The sequence below is a fragment of the Amycolatopsis sp. NPDC028719 genome, assembly GCF_055565395.1.
Genome location: NZ_JBVHUL010000013.1, coordinates 132,664 through 148,395 on the forward strand (window position 1 = coordinate 132,664; position 15,732 = coordinate 148,395).

Consider the following 15,732-nt stretch of genomic DNA (forward strand, 5'->3'; position numbering starts at 1 on the left):
CGCTCGATGCGCTCTCACCGGTAAGGAGAGTGCTTCGGGCGCCGGGGACCCCTACCTGACGAGGGGTCCCCGGAAACCACACTGGTTGGGATGGTGTGGTCCGGAACTGGTCCGGCGACGGTGGCTCCCCGTCGCCGGGCCAGTTCGTCGTTTCCGGCCGATTTCCTCCTCCGAGCAACCTCCGCGTCCGCCGGCCCCGTTTGACACGGTGTGAGGGCGACGAGGAGGACTACGTGAGACGGCCGGAAGAGGCGGGGTTCCGCGACTACGTCACGGCCCGGATGGACGTCCTGCGCCGGACGGCCTTCCTGCTGTGCCGGGACTGGCACCTCGCCGACGACCTGGTGTCGATCGCCATCGGCAAGCTCTACCGGCACTGGCCGCGGGTCCGGCGGATGGACCACGTCGACGCCTACGTGCGCCGGATCCTGGTGCGGACGTGGCTCGACGAGAAGGCCCGCGCGTGGCGGCGGGAGGAACCGGCGGAGACGCTGCCGGAACCGGCCGTGCTGCCCGGTGACGACGTCGTCGAACGGCTGGGCCTGCTCGAGCTGCTCGACGCGCTGCCGCCGCGGCGCCGGGCCGCGGTGGTGCTGCGCTACTACTGCGACCTCTCCGTCGAGGAGACCGCCGAGATCCTCGAGTGTTCGCCCGGAACCGTGAAAAGCCAGACCGCGCGCGGGCTCGACTCGCTGCGCGCGCTCGTCGCCGCGAGCCAGAGCTGAAGGAGGGGCCATGAGCAAGGAACAGTTCGACGCGGCGATCGGCGCGGTGCCGGTGTCCACGGTGGACCTCGACGCGGTGCTGGCTCGTGAACGCCGTCGCGCCCGGGTGGTGAACCCGTGGACGGCCGCGGCCGCGGGTGTCGCGACGGTGGCCGTCGCCGCCGCGGTGGTGTTCGTGCCCGGGGGTTCCGGCGCGGCGCCGGTGATGCCCGGAAGCCCGCCTTCGGCGCCGCCCTCACCCGATCCGTGCGCCACCAGTCCCTACCCGCCGCAGACGGGGCCGCCGATCCCGGAAAAGGTGAATGTCGCGGCGAACCGGTTGACCGGTGTGCTGACCGCCGCCGTCCAGCAGCGGGTCGCGGCCGGGACGAAACTGCAGCCGCACGCCCAGGGCGAGTACCCGAAGGGGAAGCAGCACGGGCCGCTGACCTTCTACCACGTGTTTTCCGCGCAGGTGCGGCACGAGAGCTCGTGCAGCGGCGGCGAGGACTACTTCATGGCCGCGGCGACGACGGCCGGCTCGGCGGGCCAGGGCAACGTCTGGGCGATCGTCACCCGGCTCGGTGGCAACGCCACACCGGCCACCGAGTGCGGCAAGCCGCCCGATGACGCTCGGCAATCGTGCGAGCGGAAGGCCGGGCCGCACGGCGAGACGGTCGTCGAGGAAACGCTCAGCTCTCCGGGGCAGGCGACGGCCAACCGGACGAACGTCACCAAGCCGGACGGCACAGGTGTCATGGTGGAGGCGCAGAACGTCGCCGACGACGCCAAGAAGGATCACCCGGGCGGACCGGACATGCCTTCGCCGCCGCTGAGCCTCGCCCAGCTGACCGACATCGCGCTGGACCCGGGGCTGACGCTCTATCCCTGAGCCGCCAGAAGAACCTTCGCCGCTTCGCGAGCCGTGTCCGCTTCGCGCGGATCTCCGGTGATCGCCGCGAGCACGGTCGCGCCTTCGACGAGCGAGAACAGCTGGTCGGCGGCGGTCTGGTCCGGAACGAGACCACGCAGGTAAGCGCGGACGTGGTCCTTGTGCTCGCGGATCGCGGCCGCGATCCCCGGCGCCGGTTCGCCGAACTCGCCGAACGAGTTGACGAACGCGCAGCCGCGGAAGCCCGGTTCGGAGAACCAGTTCCGCAGCCAGCCGAACACGGCGAGCGGGTCGTCGCCGCGGGCGTGGACGAATGCGCGCAACGACGCCCGCCAGCGCTCGTCGCGGCGCCGGAGATAGGCCTCGACCAGGTCGTTCTTCGCCGGGAAGGCCTGGTAGAGCCGCTTGAGCGAGACGCCCGAGCGCGTGCGGACGGCGTCCATCCCGACCGCCTGGACGCCGTGGGCGTAGAAGAGCTCCTCGGCGGCTTCCAGGAGCCGGTCGGTCGCCTCCGTGGGAGTCATGTCACCTGCCTCTGGTGCGGAGAATCAACGTTCTCTAGCCTAGCGGGGTGGCTGGAGAACGCACGTTCTCCTCTTGGAGAAGGAGCTCACATGACCCCGCGTCCGCCGTTCCCGCCCTTCGACGAGGACACCGCCCGCCAGAAGGTCCAGGCCGCCGAGGACGCGTGGAACACGCGCGATCCCGAGCGCGTCTCGCTGGCCTACACGGAGGATTCGGTGTGGCGCAATCGCGACCAGCACGTCGTGGGCCGCGCGGAGATCGTCAAGTTCCTGACGGCGAAGTGGGAGCGCGAGCTGGACTACGCGTTGCGCAAGGAGCTGTGGGGATTCCGCGGCAACCGCATCGGCGTCCGGTTCCAGTACGAGTCCCGCAATGCCGACGGCCAGTGGTTCCGCAGCTACGGCAACGAGCTGTGGGAGTTCAGCGACGAAGGCCTGATGCGCCGGCGGGAGGCGAGCATCAACGACGTGCCGATCGAGGCGTCGGATCGCCGGATCTTCGGCCCGCGCCCGGAGTCCGAGCACGGCGTCCTGCTGCCGGTCTTCTGAGTCCGCTTCGCGCGTAAATCGCCCCGGCCGGTGTCTCGTCGTCGCATGCTCGGGAGCGTGACGGCACCGGCGTTCGGCGGCGAAGTGAGCGAGTACTACCAGCGGTTCCGCCGCGGCTACCCGCCCGCGGTGGGGGACGCGCTGACGGCGGCGTTCACGCTGACGCGCGACGACGTCGTGCTCGACCTGGGCTGCGGCACCGGCCAGCTCACCCGGGTCCTGGCGCCCCGCGTGGGCGCGGTGCTGGGCATGGACCCGGAACCGGCGATGCTCGGCCAGGCCCGCAAGGCGGGTTCGCCGCCGAACGTGAGCTGGCTCCTGGGCGCGGATTCCGACGTCGGCGCGTTGACGCCGGCTCTCGGCGCGGGCCGGCTGGGTGCGGTGACGGTGGCGCAGGCGTTGCACTGGATGGACCACGCTCGGCTGTTCGCGGCGGTGCGCCCGCTGCTGCGTCCGGGCGGCGGTATTGCGGTGGTGACCAACGGCGAGCCGCTGTGGTTGCAGGACACGGCGTGGTCGGCGGCGCTGCGCGAGGTGGTCTCGTCGTATTTGGGGACACCGCCGCACCGCACGTGCGGCACGGACGAGACGAGCCAGTCGCGCTACGCGGACGCGCTCTCGGCAGCGGGGTACGCGGTCGATTCCCAGGTCGTCTCGTATGACGCGCCGCTGAGTGTCGAGGAGATCGTCGGTGGCGTGTTTTCGGCCATGAGCCCGTCGCAGCTGCCGGCGCCCGAGGCGCGGCCGGCCTTCACCGAACGCGTCCGGGAGGCGGTGGCCCCGCACGGACCACTGCGGGAGCGGGTCCGGGTGCGCATCCTGACCGGGACTCGCTGACCGGTCACGGAAGGCGAATGGGTACTGGCCCGTAGTGTTCCGCTTATTGTTTCCCCGGGGACCCGCGCGGATGCTCGCTACCAGGCGTCTTTGCGTCTGTCGTCCCGAGGAGTCCCCATGACCAGCACGTTGAGATCCGTCGTCGCCACCGTCTTCGTCGTGCTTTCGTTCTCGTTCGGCGCCGTGGTGACCGTGCCCGCGCCGACCTCGGCTCACAGCGACTGCCTCCGGTCCTGTCGCTTCTGAGCTGGCCGCTACCTACAGTTCGGCTTTGGCGAGCTTCGAGTCCGTCAGCCACCCCGGTCGGCCGACCGGGGTGTCGCGTCGTCGAGCATTCGTCGTTACGGCGCAGACGACCGCTACCTACAGTTCCGGCAACCCGGCCGGGACCGGCTCGAACGCGTTGCCGGTGGCGATCTTCGGCCGCGGCAGTTCGACCGGCTCGCCCGGCCTGGTCCGCTTGTAGACCGCGGCGGTCGCCTCGGCGATCCGGCCCCAGTCGAAGTCCGCGGCCAGTCGCGACTGCGCGGCCTTCGCCCGCTTCGCCGCGGCCGGCGCGTCGTCGAGGACGGCCGTCACCGCGTTGGCCAGTTCCGCGACATCGCCGGGGCTGAACGCCAGCCCGGTCTCGCCGTGCACCACGACCTCGCCGAGCCCGCCGGCCGTCGACGCCACGAGTGGCGCCTTCGCGGCCGCGGCCTCCAAGGCGACGATCCCGAACGGCTCGTACCGGCTGGGCAGCACGACGGCGTCGGCCGCGGCCAGCGCCGCACGCAGGTCACGGTCCGACAGGTGCCCGACGAAGTCGACCGCCCGCCGCACCCGCAGCTTCCGCGCCTGCTCGACCAGCTCGTCGAAGTGCCGTCCTTTTCCGGCGACGACCACCCGCGTGCCGGGGTGGCGGCGCCGGATGCGCGGGAGCGCGGCCAGCAGGTCCTGCACGCCCTTCTCCCACTCGAGCCGGCCGAAATAGAGCAACAGCGGCGCCCCGGCCGGGCTGTAGACCTCGCGGGCGCGGGCGATCTCCTTCGCCGGCACCTGCCAGCCGCGTTCCTCGATGCCGTTGTGGATCACCGTGACGTCGCCGGCCTCGACCTCGAAGAGATGCGCGACCTCGCGGCGCATGGCCTGCGAGCAGGTGATGAGCGCGTCGGCCCGGTTCGCCAACCACCACTCGACCGAGTGAACCTGCTGGTTCAGCGGGTGCGACAGCCAGCCGGAGTGCCGGCCGGCCTCGGTCGCGTGGATCGTGCCGACCAGGGGCACCCGGGCGGCCTCGGCGATCGCGATGGCCGGATGCGCGACCAGCCAGTCGTGCGCGTGGACGACATCGGGCTGCCAGCCGCGCAGCAGGTCCTGCGCGGCGCGGATCATGGCGTGCCCCATGGCCAGCGTCCAGGCGACGAGGTCGCGTTCGAACGTCACGTGCATCGGGTCCTCGGCGACCCGGATGATCCGCACGCCCTCGACGACGCGGTCGGTGCGCGGGTGCGTCCCGGCGTCGGTGCCCGCGGCGTGCCGGCAGAGGACGACGACCTCGTGACCCTGGCGGGCCAGGTGGCAGGCGAGCGCGTGCACGTGCCGGGCCAGGCCACCGATGGCCACTGGCGGGTACTCCCAGGACAGCATCAGCACACGCATGGGCAGAGGTTACTCGCGAGTCAGGACGGCTCGGCGGCGCCCGTGCCAGCCGACCGGCCAGATCGGTCACGGAATGTGGTCCGACTCACTGGCGAGCCCGGCGATCTCTGCCACCATCGGCCGGGATGACTTCACCAGAGGACACCGGCTGGCGCCGGCTCGACCCGCCCCTGCCGACCCCGTGGACCGGCGAGGCCGGCCCGGACAACGCCCTGCCCGAGTACCCGCGGCCGCAGCTGACCCGGCCTCGCTGGCTGAACCTCAACGGCGTCTGGGAGTACGCGGGCTGGCCGTCGTCGCCGGAGGAACCACGGCCGTCCGGCTACGCAGAGCGGATCCTGGTCCCGTTCCCACCGGAGTCGGCGTTGTCCGGAATCAGCCGGCGCGACGAAGTCCTCTGGTACCGGCGCCTGGTCGAGATCCCCGCCGACTGGCGCGGCTCGCGGGTCCTCCTGCACTTCGGCGCGGTCGACCAGACGGCGAAGGTGTGGGTCAACAACCAGCTCGTCGCGACGCACGAAGGCGGCTACACGGCGTTCAGCGCGGACATCACCGACGTCCTGCGGGCGTCGGGGCCGCAGGAGCTGACCGTGCGGGCCGAGGACCGCACCGACATCGAGCCCTTCCCGGTCGGCAAGCAGCGCAACGCACCAGGCGGGATCTGCTACACGGCGTCGTCCGGAATTTGGCAGACCGTGTGGCTGGAGCCGGTGCCCGAGACGCGCGTCGAATGCCTGGACCTGACCCCGGACCTCACCGGCGTGACGGTGTTCCCGCAGGTCACCGGCGGTACCGAGGTCGTGGTCGACGTTTCGGCCACGGATGGCGAGGTGGCGCGCGGTTCGGGTCCGGCGGGGACGTCGGTGCGCGTGGACGTTCCCGAACCACGGCTCTGGACGCCCGACGACCCGCACCTCTACACGCTGCGCGTCCGCCTGCTCGATCGGCATGGCGCGGTTCTGGACGAAGTCGGCAGCTACGCGGGTCTTCGGACGATCGGCCTGCTCCCGGATTCCGAAGGGCGCCCGCGGATCGCGCTCAACGGCCGGCCCACGTTCCTGCACGGCCCGCTCGACCAGGGCTACTGGCCGGACGGCATCTCGACCGCGCCCACCGACGACGCCCTGCGCTTCGACCTCGAGAAGACGAAGGAGCTGGGCTTCAACTTCGTCCGCAAACACGTCAAGGTCGAGCCGGCGCGCTGGTACTTCTGGGCCGACACGCTGGGCTTGGTCGTCTGGCAGGACATGCCGTCGCTGACGGTGTCGTTCGACGGCCCACCCGGCATCGCGCCGGACCCGGTCCCGCGGGCGCGCGAGCGGTTCGAGGCGGAATTGATCGAAATGATCACTCAGCTGCGGGCGGTCCCGTCGATCGTCGGCTGGGTGCCGTTCAACGAGGGCTGGGGCGAGTTCGACACGGCCCGTGTCGCGGAACTGGTCAAGGCCCTCGACCCGACCCGGCTGGTGATCGCGAACAGCGGGGTCAACTGCTGCTTCTCCCGCCCGGACACGGGCGCGGGTGACGTCTACGACGACCACACGTATGTGGGCCCGGGCGCGCCGACGGTCACCGATGGCCGGGCGATCGTCGACGGCGAGTACGGCGGCCTCGGTCTGGTCCTGGACGACCACCGCTGGCCGGGTCCGCCGAACGCGTACGAGATGACGCCGACCCGGGAGCGGCTGACCGAGCGCTACGCGGACGTGAGCACCGCACTGGAACGGGTGGTCGTCGAGCGAGGACTGTCCGGCGCGATCTACACCCAGACGACCGATGTCGAGAACGAGGTCAACGGCCTGCTGACGTACGACCGCCGGGTGGTCAAGGTCGACCCGTCGGTGGTCGCGAAGTGCGTACGAGCGGTGATCGACGCCGGCTCGGCCTGAGCTGCCTCGGTCGATTCCCGGCGACTCTTCGCACCGAGCACGGACTCCTCTCGGTCGATTCCCGGCGACTCATCCCGACGAGTGCGGGCCCCTCGCCCCGGCGGTGGTCAGCTTTCGGCAGCTGCTTTGACCAGGCCATCCCGCCCGTGGTCGAGCGCTGACAACAACGCGCCGCGCAGGGCCGCCGAGTCCGTCACCGCTCCCGCCTCCACCCGGACCGGCCCCGGCGCCGCCGCGCGGACCGTTCGCCGGATTTCGGCCACGAGGCCCGCCCGGCTCCCCGCCGGGCCGCCCAGCAGCACCAGGTCTGGATCGACGATCGTGCAGATCGCGGCGACGGCCCGGCCGAGCGTCGCGCCGAGCAGCCGTAGCCGTTCGGCGGCCACGGCGTCACCGGCGGCCTGGTCGAGCGTGGTCAAGATTGCGTCGACGTCCAGCGAAGGCGCGTCGGACCTGCCGAAACCCTGGTCAGCGAGAGCCGACGCGAGGGTCGACCCCGAACTGTCCAGGTACCCGATCTCGCCCGCCAGCCCGTGCGCGCCCCGCACGAGCTGGTCGCCGACGTAAAGACTGACGCCGAGCCCGGCGCCGACGTAGACGTAGGCGAAGCTCTTCGCGTCCTGAGCGGCGCCCTCCCGCCGTTCGGCGAGTGCGGAGAAGTTGACGTCGTTGTCGAGCAGAACGTCGTGCCCGATCTCCTCGGCCCGGAGCTTCCCTTCGGGGAAAGGCGACCCGGGCAGCGCGACGACCTCGTGCGTGACCGGGTCGACCGGGTTGGCCACCGAGATCGCGATCGCCCGCACCGGACCTGAGCCCACTTCGCCCGCCGCGATGACCGCGCTCCGGACCGCGGCCGTCACCGGCCGGCCGCCGGGCGGGTGCCGCTCGGCGGCCAGGACCGTCCCGGTCAGATCGGTCGTGATCGTGCGGACGCCCTGCTGGTTGACCTCCGCGGCGACCACGCGGCCGGCGTCGGCGGCCAGTTCGTAGAAGGTGGCGATCCGGCCGCGGCGGCCGGTCTGGTCGGTGCCGGTGGCCCGCAGCGCGCCCGCCGTCTCCAGCCGGCGGACCGACTCGGAGATCGTCGGCTTCGAGATCCTGGTGGTCGCGGCGAGCTCCGCGCGCGTGGTCCGGCCGTGGTCGAAAACGTGGTCGAGCACCGTGCGGTCGGTCATGGCCCGCAGCATCGCCAGGCGCGGAAGCGGCCGTTCGGGGTCGGACATCGCACCTCTTGTGGCGGGAGACGGACACGGGCTACCGTAGCCGGGACATTCTAGTAAGGAGTCCTAACCAAAGATTGCGAGGACACCGATGACGACCACTGAGCTGCCCGCGAACATGTCCGAGGCCATCTCGCGGACCAAGCAAGAGCTGCGCGCCCGGATCGGCGACGTCGCCGGCGCGTTCGCCGAAGTCCGGGACGGGATGCAGCGGGAGGTCGACGCCGTCGCCGCCGATCCGGACGCCTTCCCCATCGTTCGTTTCCGCGACATCGCCGGCGGGACCGTGCCGCAGCGCACGCTCGACGCCGTCCGGCGCCGCGGTTGTGCCCTTGTCAAGGGCACCTTCGCCCGCGAAACAGCCGAAGCCTGGGACGCCGAGCTGGCCGCGTACCTCGCCGACAACGACTTCGCCGGGACCTACCAAGGCCCGGCCGACGACGTCTTCGCCGGCCTCGCGTCGAGCCAGCCGCAGATCTACCCGGTCTACTGGTCGAAGCCGCAGATCCAGGCCCGGCAGCACGAGCACATGGTCGCTGTCCGGCGGTTCCTCAACTCTTTCTGGCGGCACGAGTCCGAGGGTCGCGTCTGGTTCGACCCCGATCGCGACACGGCCTACCCCGACCGCATCCGCCGGCGCCCGCCCGGCTCGGCGTCGCTCGGCCTGTCCGCCCACACCGACTCGGGCTCGGTCGAACGCTGGCTGCTGCCCGCCTACCAGCAGGTGTTCCGCCACGTCTTCGCCGGAAACTGGCACGAGTACGACCCGTGGGACGGCGCCTACCGCACCGAAGTCGACGAATACCCGTCGACGGTCATGTGCTCGGCCTTCCGCACCTTCCAGGGCTGGACGGCGTTGTCGGAAATGCACCAGGGCGACGGCGTCCTGCACGTGGTGCCGATCCCGTCGGCGATCACGTACGTGCTGCTCCGCGCGCTGCAGGACGACATCCCCGCCGACGACCTCTGCGGCGCGGCCAACGGCCAGGCTCTGCCGGTGGACGACAAGTACCACGACGACCTGCTGCCCGCGCTGACCTCGATCCCCGACGTCGAACCGGGCGACACGGTCTGGTGGCACGGCGACGTCATCCACTCGGTCGCCGACGGCACCAATCCGGATCGCTGGGGCAACGTCATGTACATCCCGGCGAGCCCGCATTGCGCGAAGAACGCCGCCTACGCGCAAAAGTGCGGCCGCGCGTTCCTGGCCGGCGCGAGCCCGGGCGATTTCGCACCCGAAGACTACGAAGTGACCTGGACCGGCCGCGCCACGATCGACGACCTCAACGCGCTCGGGCGCGAGCAGCTCGGTCTGTGAACGGCGCCGCGTCGGACGGGGCCCGGCGCGGCACCGGACGTCTCACGCCGGGAGCGCGGCCTCGATGGCCTTGACGACCGCGTCGTCCTCGGGCTCGGTCCGCGGCCGGAACCGCGCCAGGACCTCACCGTCGGCGCCGACCAGGAACTTCTCGAAGTTCCACTGGACGTCGCCGGAGTCACCCTCGGCGTCGGCCGTCTTGGTCAGCTCCGCGTACAACGGGTGCCGGTCCTGGCCGTTGACGTCGATCTTCTCGAACAGCGGGAAGGTCACGCCGTAGGTCGTCGAGCAGAACGTCTGGATCTCCTCCGCACTGCCCGGCTCCTGCCCCGCGAACTGGTTGCACGGAAAACCGACGACGGAGAAGCCCTGGCCGCCGAAACGCTCCTGCAGCCGCTCGAGGCCGGAGTACTGCGGGGTCAGGCCGCACTTCGACGCGACGTTGACCACGAGCAGCGCTTTGCCCGCGAGCGAAGCCAGCGAGCTGTCCTGCCCGTCGAGCGTCTTGACCGGAATTTCGTGGATCCCCATGAGTTCCTTTCAGTCGTGCTTCAGTGCCCGGGCGTCGAGGTGCCCGAACGGTCCGTCGTCGGCGCGGTAGGCGGCCGCCAGCTCCTCGGCCCGTGCGCGGTCGCCGCGTCGCAGCAACCCGGCCAAGGCGTCGAAGCGCTCGGTGTGCACCGCCGCGCGACGGCGTGCGTAGTCGGCGGCGGAGTCCTTGGTGACCATGAACGCCCAGTCGCTCTCCAGCGCCAGCATCGCCTCGGCCACGGCCTGGTCGGCGACGGTGTCCCGGGCCGTGGTCGGCAATCCGGCAACCAGCGAAAGGAGCCGTTCCTGCAGCGCCGTGTTGGCGTCGACCATGTCCTTGACCTGCTCGCCGTCCCAGACGCGCCAGTCCTTGCCCGACCCCCACGACGACGCGGGCAGCGCGATCGGCTCGCCGACGAGCCCGGCGTCGAGCGCGCCCTTCAGCGTCGTCACCCGGACACCCGCCTCGGGCAGCGCGCGCAGCACGCCCTCCAGCCAGGCCGGCCCTTCGTGCCACCAGTGCCCGAACAGCTCCGTGTCGTAAGCGGCGACCACGAGCGCCTCACGCCCGTGTTGCTTCTTCAGCGAACGCAGCCGTGCCACGACGGTCTCGACGAAGTCCTTGACGTGCGACCCCAGGACGTCCGCGGCCAGCGACGGGTCGTACGGCGCCTTGTCCGGCGGTTCGACCGTCTTCCCGGTGACGCGCGACGCCTTGAGCCCGACCTCGTGCGCCCAGGTGTGGAAGTCGCGATAGGCGGCGTGGCCGGGGTAGCCGGCCTTCGGCGACCACACGCGGTAGGTGACCTCGAGGTCTCGTCCGAAAGCGACCACGTCGCTGTCGCCGACCGGCCGCGCGAGCCAGGTGTCGCCGCGCAGAGACGGCCCGTCGACCATGAACCGCCGCACGCCGGCGGCCGCGTAGCCCTTCTCCATGCCAGGCGCGTAGCCGCACTCCGGCGCCCAGATCCCTTCGGGCCGCGACCCGATCCGCAGCGCCGTGTCGGCCAGCCCGGCGTTCAGCGCGAACTCGCGCACCCGAGGGTCCAGCAGCGGCTGAAACGGGTGGGCCAGCGGTCCGCCGAGCAGCTCGATCGTCGAGTGGTCGACCAGCGAACGAAGGATGGGGGAGAAGCCGTGCCGCCAGCGGGTGCCCAGCTCTTCGGCCGCGCGGACGGCCGTGCGGTGTTCGGCCGCCGCCAGCTCGCGCAGGGTCGGGTCGCCGCGCCACAACGTCGACGCGTGCTGGGCGCGCAACTGCCAGTGGCCGAGCCAGTCGTGGAACGCGCGGATGCTGTACGGGTCGTCGAGCTGCGCGGCGAGCACCGGCGTGACACCCAGGGTCAGCACGTCTTGGCGGCCTTCGGCGGCGAACCGCTCGAGCAGGTCGACCATCGGCAGGTACGAATGCGCCCACGCCTGGTAGAGCCATTCCTCGCCGACCGGCCAGCTCCCGTGGTGCGGCAGCCACGGCAGGTGGCTGTGCACGACGAGGCAGAAGGTGCCTTCGTTCATCGGCGCACCGCCACGGCGACGAGGTCGAGGCTGGAGTCGAGGTCGTCGCCGTGGATGTCGAACCCGGCGGCCTCGATCGCGGTGACGTCGGCGAGCAGCGGCGCCGGCCAGACGGCCTGTCCCGGCAGCGAACCCATGACCACGTCGAGCTGGGCGTCGATGATCGATCCGCCGTACCGCTCGTCCAGAGCGCGCACGGCATCACCGTGGTGCAGGCCGTGGAGCGCTTCGACGGCGAATCCGGCGTCGGTGAGCAGCGCGGCCAGCTCGGCCGGCGCCAGCTCGCGGGTGTGGAACGGGTTCAGCGGCGTGTCGCTGTCTGGGGTGAAGGTCAGCCGGTTCGGGGTCGTGACCAGCAGTTTGCCGCCCGGAGACAACACCCGCCGGCACTCGGCCAGGAACCCGGCCTGATCCCATAGGTGCTCAATGACCTGGAAGTTGGCCACGACGTCGACAGCGCCGTCGCGCACCGGCAGGAACGCCAGGTTCGCCCGCGCGACCGCGATCTCGGGGTAGCGGCGGGCGACGTGCTCGGTGGTCGGCACGTCGTAGTCCAGCGCGAGCACCCGGCGGGCTGTGGTCGCGAGGAGGCTCGCGCCGTAGCCCTCGCCGCAGCCGGCTTCGAGCACCGTCGCGTCCGCGCAGTGGGGGAGCAGGGCGAGGTAGGCGGCCTGGTGGCGGCGGAACCAGTAGTTCTCCTCGGCGATGCCGGGGACGGTCCGTTCGCCGGTCAGGTGCAGCGCCTCGGCCCGGGTGGCTGGGATGGTCACCTCCGCGACCCTAGCGGGTGTCACGTCCGGCCCGGCCGTCTCGTTCCGTGGTCATGCAACGACCAATCACTCGCGTTCTGCTCGTCCTCTTCGGCCTGATCGAGGTCCCGATCGGACTGTGGCCGCTGATCACACCAACCGGCTTTTACCAGGACTTTCCCGGCGTCCGCACGGGCTGGGTGTCGATGGACGGGCCCTTCAACGAACACCTGCTGCGCGACTTCGGAGGCCTCAACCTGGCGCTCGCGGCGACGCTCATCGGTGCCGCCGTGATCGGTACCACAGCCGCGGCCCGGCTGGCTTCCGTGGCGGCGCTGCTCTACAGCGTTCCGCACTTCGCGTACCACGTCGGGCACGTGTCGCACTTCGCAGCGATCGACCAGGTGCTCATCATCGCGTTGACGGGGCTGACCGTGCTGGTGCCGCTCGTGTTGCTGGCGATTCCGGGGCGCCGGGTCAGTACACCGGTGACACCGTGATGCCGAGCGCGCCCGGGCCGAGGTGCGCGCCGATGACCGTGCTCGCTTCGACGACCATGCTCTCGGCCATCGCCGGCACCCGGCGTTCGATCTGCCGGCCGATCTCGAGTTCGTGGTCGCTCGCGCCGAACCGGGTCACGGCGATGTCGGCGCGGAAGCCGCCGGACTTCTTGACCGCGAGGTCGACCATCTTGGCCAGCGCCCGCCGCGTGCCGGGGACGCGGGCCAGCGGCGCGACCTCGCCGTCCTTGACCGTGAGCAGCGGCTTGATGGAGAACGCGGAGCCGATCATCGCCTGCGCGGCGCCGATCCGCCCACCCCGGCGCAGGTACTCCAGCGTGTCGACGTAGATGAACTCGGTACTCGTGGAGCACCGGCGTTCGGCGGCTTCGATGACGCGGCCGGCGTCCGCACCCGCCGCGGCCGCGCGGGCGGCCGACACCGCGGCGAAGCCCAGGCTCATCCCGGTGGTGCGGCTGTCCAGGACGTGCACAGGGATGCGGACCTGCTGGGCGGCCTCCCGGGCCGCGCGGACGGTGTCGGACATGCGGCCGGAGATGTGGATGCTGACGATGGCGGTCGCGCCCGAGGCGGCCGCTTCCTGGTAGGTCCAGAAGAACGCCCCCGGATCCGGGGGCGAAGTGGTGATCATGTGCCCCTTTCTCATGGCGTCGATCACCTCGCCGCGGTCGAAGCGGTTTTCGTCGTCGAAGTGACCACCCAGGTTCAGCTGGATCTGGACGACTCCGATGGCCCAGCGGGAGGCGACGAGGTCGGGCAGGCAGGAGCTCGAGTCGGTGATGACGGCGATGCGCGCGGGCATGGTGGGGGAGATTAATGCCTTACACCCACTGCGAGTAGGCCGTGGTTGGTCCGATCGGACGAACGGCAGGTCGGGTGGGGTAACCGGTCGACTACCGGGACGATAGTCCCACTAAGTTGCGCATCCAGGTGAATGGCGTCACCTCGGCGGGTCCTGCGCGCCGATTGGCCCTAATCTACCGGCCAGTAGAGCACTGACCCGTGGTCGTCCGCGGGGCACAACCGGGAGGTCGAAGCAGACCCATGACGAACATCGTTGTCCTGGTCAAGCAGGTACCGGACACCTACTCGGAGCGGAAGCTCAACGGGACCGACCACACCCTTGACCGTGAATCCGCCGACGCCGTGCTCGACGAGATCAACGAGAAGGCCGTCGAAGAGGCGCTGAAGATCAAGGAAGCCGGCGAGGGCGAGGTCACCGTGATCTCGGTGGGCCCGGACCGCGCGACCGACGCCATCCGCAAGGCGCTGTCCATGGGCGCCGACAAGGCCATCCACGTCTCCGACGAGGCGCTGCACGGCTCCGACGCGATCGCCACCGCCAAGGTGCTCGCCGCCGCGATCGCCAAGGTCGAAGGCTACGACCTGATCATCGCCGGCAACGAGTCCTCCGACGGCCGCGGCGGTGCCATCCCCGCGATCCTCGCCGAGCTGCTCGGCCTGCCGCAGGTCACCTACGCCCGTGAGGTCACGGTCGACGGCACGACCATCAAGGCCGTCCGCGAGACCGAGGACGGCCTGACCCGCCTCGAGGCGACCCTGCCCGCGGTGGTCAGTGTCGGCGAGAAGATCAACGAGCCGCGGTACCCGTCCTTCAAGGGCATCATGGCCGCGAAGAAGAAGCCGGTCGAGACGTTCACCATCGCCGACCTGGGCATCGACGCGGGCGAGGTCGGCCTCGGCAACGCGTGGTCCACCGTGACCGAAGCCTCGCCGAAGCCGCCGCGCACCGCCGGCGAGAAGGTCGAGGACGAGGGCGACGGCGGCACCAAGGTCGCCGAGTACCTGGTCGGCCAGAAGCTCATCTGACAACGGCTCTTCGAGGAGGATCAAAGAACATGGCTGAAGTACTCGTCCTCGTCGACCACGTCGACGGTGAGGTCAAGAAGGTCACGCTCGAGCTGCTGACCGCGGCCCGCGCGCTCGGTGAGCCGTCGGCCGTCGTCGTCGGCCCGACCGGGACCGCCGCCAAGGCGAAGCAGGCGCTGGCTTCCCACGGCGCCGCCAAGGTGTATGTCGCCGAAGGTGACGACGCCGCGAACTACCTGGTCACGCCGAAGGTGGACGTGCTCGCCGCGCTGGCGCAGCAGGCGTCCCCGGCCGCCGTGCTCGTCACCGCCAGCGGTGAGGGCAAGGAGGTCGCCGCCCGCCTGGCCGTGCGCCTGGGCTCTGGTTTGATTTACGACGCCGTGGGCGTCAACGGCGACGGCGTCATCGACCAGTCGATCTTCGGTGGCGCGTTCTCGGTGAAGTCGAAGTCCGCGAAGGGCGCGCCGGTCGTCTCGATCCGCCCGGGTGCGGTCGAGGCCGAGCCGGCCGAGGGTGCGGCGGCCGAGGAGACCGTCGAGCTGCCCGCCACCGATGCGGCGAAGTCGACCAAGATCACCGGCGTCGAGCCGGTGACCGGCGGTGACCGTCCGGAGCTGACGGAGGCCTCGATCGTGGTCTCGGGTGGCCGCGGTGTCGGCTCGGCGGAGAAGTTCGACGTCGTCGAGAAGCTGGCCGACTCGCTCGGCGCGGCTGTCGGCGCGTCGCGTGCCGCTGTCGACTCCGGCTACTACCCGGCGCAGTTCCAGGTGGGCCAGACCGGCAAGACCGTGTCGCCGCAGCTGTACATCGCGCTCGGCATCTCCGGCGCGATCCAGCACCGCGCCGGCATGCAGACGTCGAAGACGATCATCGCCGTCAACAAGGACCCGGAGGCGCCGATCTTCGAGATCGCCGACTTCGGCATCGTCGGCGACCTCTTCAACGTCGCGCCGCAGCTGACCGAAGCGGTCGAGAAGCGTAAGGGCTGATTGCCTGTTCGAAGGGCCTT

17 protein-coding genes are annotated in these 15,732 nt (G+C 70.9%); 10 read left to right on the top strand and 7 right to left on the bottom strand.

What is annotated here, in order from left to right; all coding sequences use genetic code 11:
* The first annotated feature begins 233 nt into the window (after positions 1 to 233).
* Positions 234 to 725, top strand: a complete 492-nt coding sequence (locus ACZ4TR_RS42390; protein ID WP_465293879.1) for a SigE family RNA polymerase sigma factor — start codon at positions 234 to 236, stop codon at positions 723 to 725.
* A 10-nt stretch (positions 726 to 735) separates the two neighbouring features.
* The gene (locus tag ACZ4TR_RS42395) at positions 736 to 1,596 is read left to right on the top strand and encodes a hypothetical protein (RefSeq protein ID WP_465293881.1); all 861 of its coding nucleotides are present in this window, start codon (positions 736 to 738) and stop codon (positions 1,594 to 1,596) included.
* Here ACZ4TR_RS42395 and ACZ4TR_RS42400 read toward each other — a convergent pair.
* On the bottom strand, positions 1,587 to 2,120 hold the full coding sequence (locus tag ACZ4TR_RS42400; RefSeq protein WP_465293883.1) for a TetR/AcrR family transcriptional regulator: 534 nt from the start codon (positions 2,118 to 2,120) through the stop codon (positions 1,587 to 1,589). The two genes, ACZ4TR_RS42395 and ACZ4TR_RS42400, sit on opposite strands and share 10 nt — an antisense overlap.
* A gap of 90 nt (positions 2,121 to 2,210) precedes the next feature.
* Here ACZ4TR_RS42400 and ACZ4TR_RS42405 point away from each other — a divergent pair, with 90 nt between their 5' ends.
* The 3 genes from ACZ4TR_RS42405 (at position 2,211) to ACZ4TR_RS42415 (ending at position 3,752) form a co-directional block, all read left to right on the top strand.
* Positions 2,211 to 2,669 carry a nuclear transport factor 2 family protein gene (locus tag ACZ4TR_RS42405; protein ID WP_465293885.1) on the top strand — a complete coding sequence of 153 codons (459 nt, stop codon included), beginning with the start codon at positions 2,211 to 2,213 and terminating at the stop codon, positions 2,667 to 2,669.
* A 57-nt stretch (positions 2,670 to 2,726) separates the two neighbouring features.
* Complete coding sequence (locus ACZ4TR_RS42410; protein WP_465293887.1) at positions 2,727 to 3,506, top strand: methyltransferase domain-containing protein; 780 nt, start codon at positions 2,727 to 2,729, stop codon at positions 3,504 to 3,506.
* 117 nt (positions 3,507 to 3,623) lie between these two features.
* Positions 3,624 to 3,752, top strand: coding sequence for a hypothetical protein (locus tag ACZ4TR_RS42415; protein ID WP_364513138.1), 129 nt, complete (start codon positions 3,624 to 3,626; stop codon positions 3,750 to 3,752).
* A gap of 117 nt (positions 3,753 to 3,869) precedes the next feature.
* On the opposite strand, the gene ACZ4TR_RS42420 is transcribed toward ACZ4TR_RS42415, so the two are convergent.
* Positions 3,870 to 5,147, bottom strand: a complete 1,278-nt coding sequence (locus tag ACZ4TR_RS42420; RefSeq protein ID WP_465293889.1) for a glycosyltransferase family 4 protein — start codon at positions 5,145 to 5,147, stop codon at positions 3,870 to 3,872.
* Positions 5,148 to 5,272: 125 nt separating this feature from the next.
* On the opposite strand from ACZ4TR_RS42420, the gene ACZ4TR_RS42425 reads away from it, so the two are divergent.
* Entirely contained in the window at positions 5,273 to 7,036 is a 1,764-nt protein-coding gene (locus tag ACZ4TR_RS42425; protein WP_465293891.1) for a glycoside hydrolase family 2 protein, read from the top strand.
* A gap of 107 nt (positions 7,037 to 7,143) precedes the next feature.
* Here the strand turns inward: ACZ4TR_RS42425 and ACZ4TR_RS42430 are convergent, their stop codons facing one another.
* Positions 7,144 to 8,259, bottom strand: a complete 1,116-nt coding sequence (locus ACZ4TR_RS42430) for an ROK family transcriptional regulator (protein ID WP_465293893.1) — start codon at positions 8,257 to 8,259, stop codon at positions 7,144 to 7,146.
* Between the two features lie 88 nt (positions 8,260 to 8,347).
* On the opposite strand from ACZ4TR_RS42430, the gene ACZ4TR_RS42435 reads away from it, so the two are divergent.
* Positions 8,348 to 9,577 carry a YbiU family protein gene (locus ACZ4TR_RS42435; RefSeq protein ID WP_465293895.1) on the top strand — a complete coding sequence of 410 codons (1,230 nt, stop codon included), beginning with the start codon at positions 8,348 to 8,350 and terminating at the stop codon, positions 9,575 to 9,577.
* Between the two features lie 42 nt (positions 9,578 to 9,619).
* Here the strand turns inward: ACZ4TR_RS42435 and ACZ4TR_RS42440 are convergent, their stop codons facing one another.
* Genes ACZ4TR_RS42440 through ACZ4TR_RS42450 form a run of 3 tightly spaced genes read right to left on the bottom strand, consistent with a single transcriptional unit; the run spans position 9,620 to position 12,393 of the window.
* A complete protein-coding gene (locus ACZ4TR_RS42440) occupies positions 9,620 to 10,108 on the bottom strand; it encodes a glutathione peroxidase (protein WP_465293897.1) in 489 nt (162 codons plus the stop codon).
* A gap of 9 nt (positions 10,109 to 10,117) precedes the next feature.
* Positions 10,118 to 11,623 (bottom strand): glycoside hydrolase family 57 protein, encoded by a 1,506-nt coding sequence (locus tag ACZ4TR_RS42445; RefSeq protein WP_364513122.1) that lies wholly within the window; start codon positions 11,621 to 11,623, stop codon positions 10,118 to 10,120.
* The gene (locus ACZ4TR_RS42450; RefSeq protein ID WP_465293899.1) at positions 11,620 to 12,393 is read right to left on the bottom strand and encodes a class I SAM-dependent methyltransferase; all 774 of its coding nucleotides are present in this window, start codon (positions 12,391 to 12,393) and stop codon (positions 11,620 to 11,622) included. The genes ACZ4TR_RS42445 and ACZ4TR_RS42450 overlap by 4 nt, the downstream gene beginning before the upstream one ends.
* A gap of 53 nt (positions 12,394 to 12,446) precedes the next feature.
* Here ACZ4TR_RS42450 and ACZ4TR_RS42455 point away from each other — a divergent pair, with 53 nt between their 5' ends.
* Positions 12,447 to 12,872 carry a hypothetical protein gene (locus ACZ4TR_RS42455; RefSeq protein WP_364513117.1) on the top strand — a complete coding sequence of 142 codons (426 nt, stop codon included), beginning with the start codon at positions 12,447 to 12,449 and terminating at the stop codon, positions 12,870 to 12,872.
* Here the strand turns inward: ACZ4TR_RS42455 and ACZ4TR_RS42460 are convergent.
* Positions 12,850 to 13,695 carry a DegV family protein gene (locus ACZ4TR_RS42460; RefSeq protein ID WP_465293901.1) on the bottom strand — a complete coding sequence of 282 codons (846 nt, stop codon included), beginning with the start codon at positions 13,693 to 13,695 and terminating at the stop codon, positions 12,850 to 12,852. The genes ACZ4TR_RS42455 and ACZ4TR_RS42460 overlap by 23 nt on opposite strands.
* A 242-nt stretch (positions 13,696 to 13,937) precedes the next feature.
* Between ACZ4TR_RS42460 and ACZ4TR_RS42465 the strand changes: the two genes are divergently transcribed.
* Positions 13,938 to 14,723 carry an electron transfer flavoprotein subunit beta/FixA family protein gene (locus ACZ4TR_RS42465; RefSeq protein ID WP_364513112.1) on the top strand — a complete coding sequence of 262 codons (786 nt, stop codon included), beginning with the start codon at positions 13,938 to 13,940 and terminating at the stop codon, positions 14,721 to 14,723.
* A gap of 29 nt (positions 14,724 to 14,752) precedes the next feature.
* On the top strand, positions 14,753 to 15,712 hold the full coding sequence (locus ACZ4TR_RS42470) for an electron transfer flavoprotein subunit alpha/FixB family protein (RefSeq protein WP_364513109.1): 960 nt from the start codon (positions 14,753 to 14,755) through the stop codon (positions 15,710 to 15,712).
* The last annotated feature ends 20 nt before the right edge of the window (positions 15,713 to 15,732 follow it).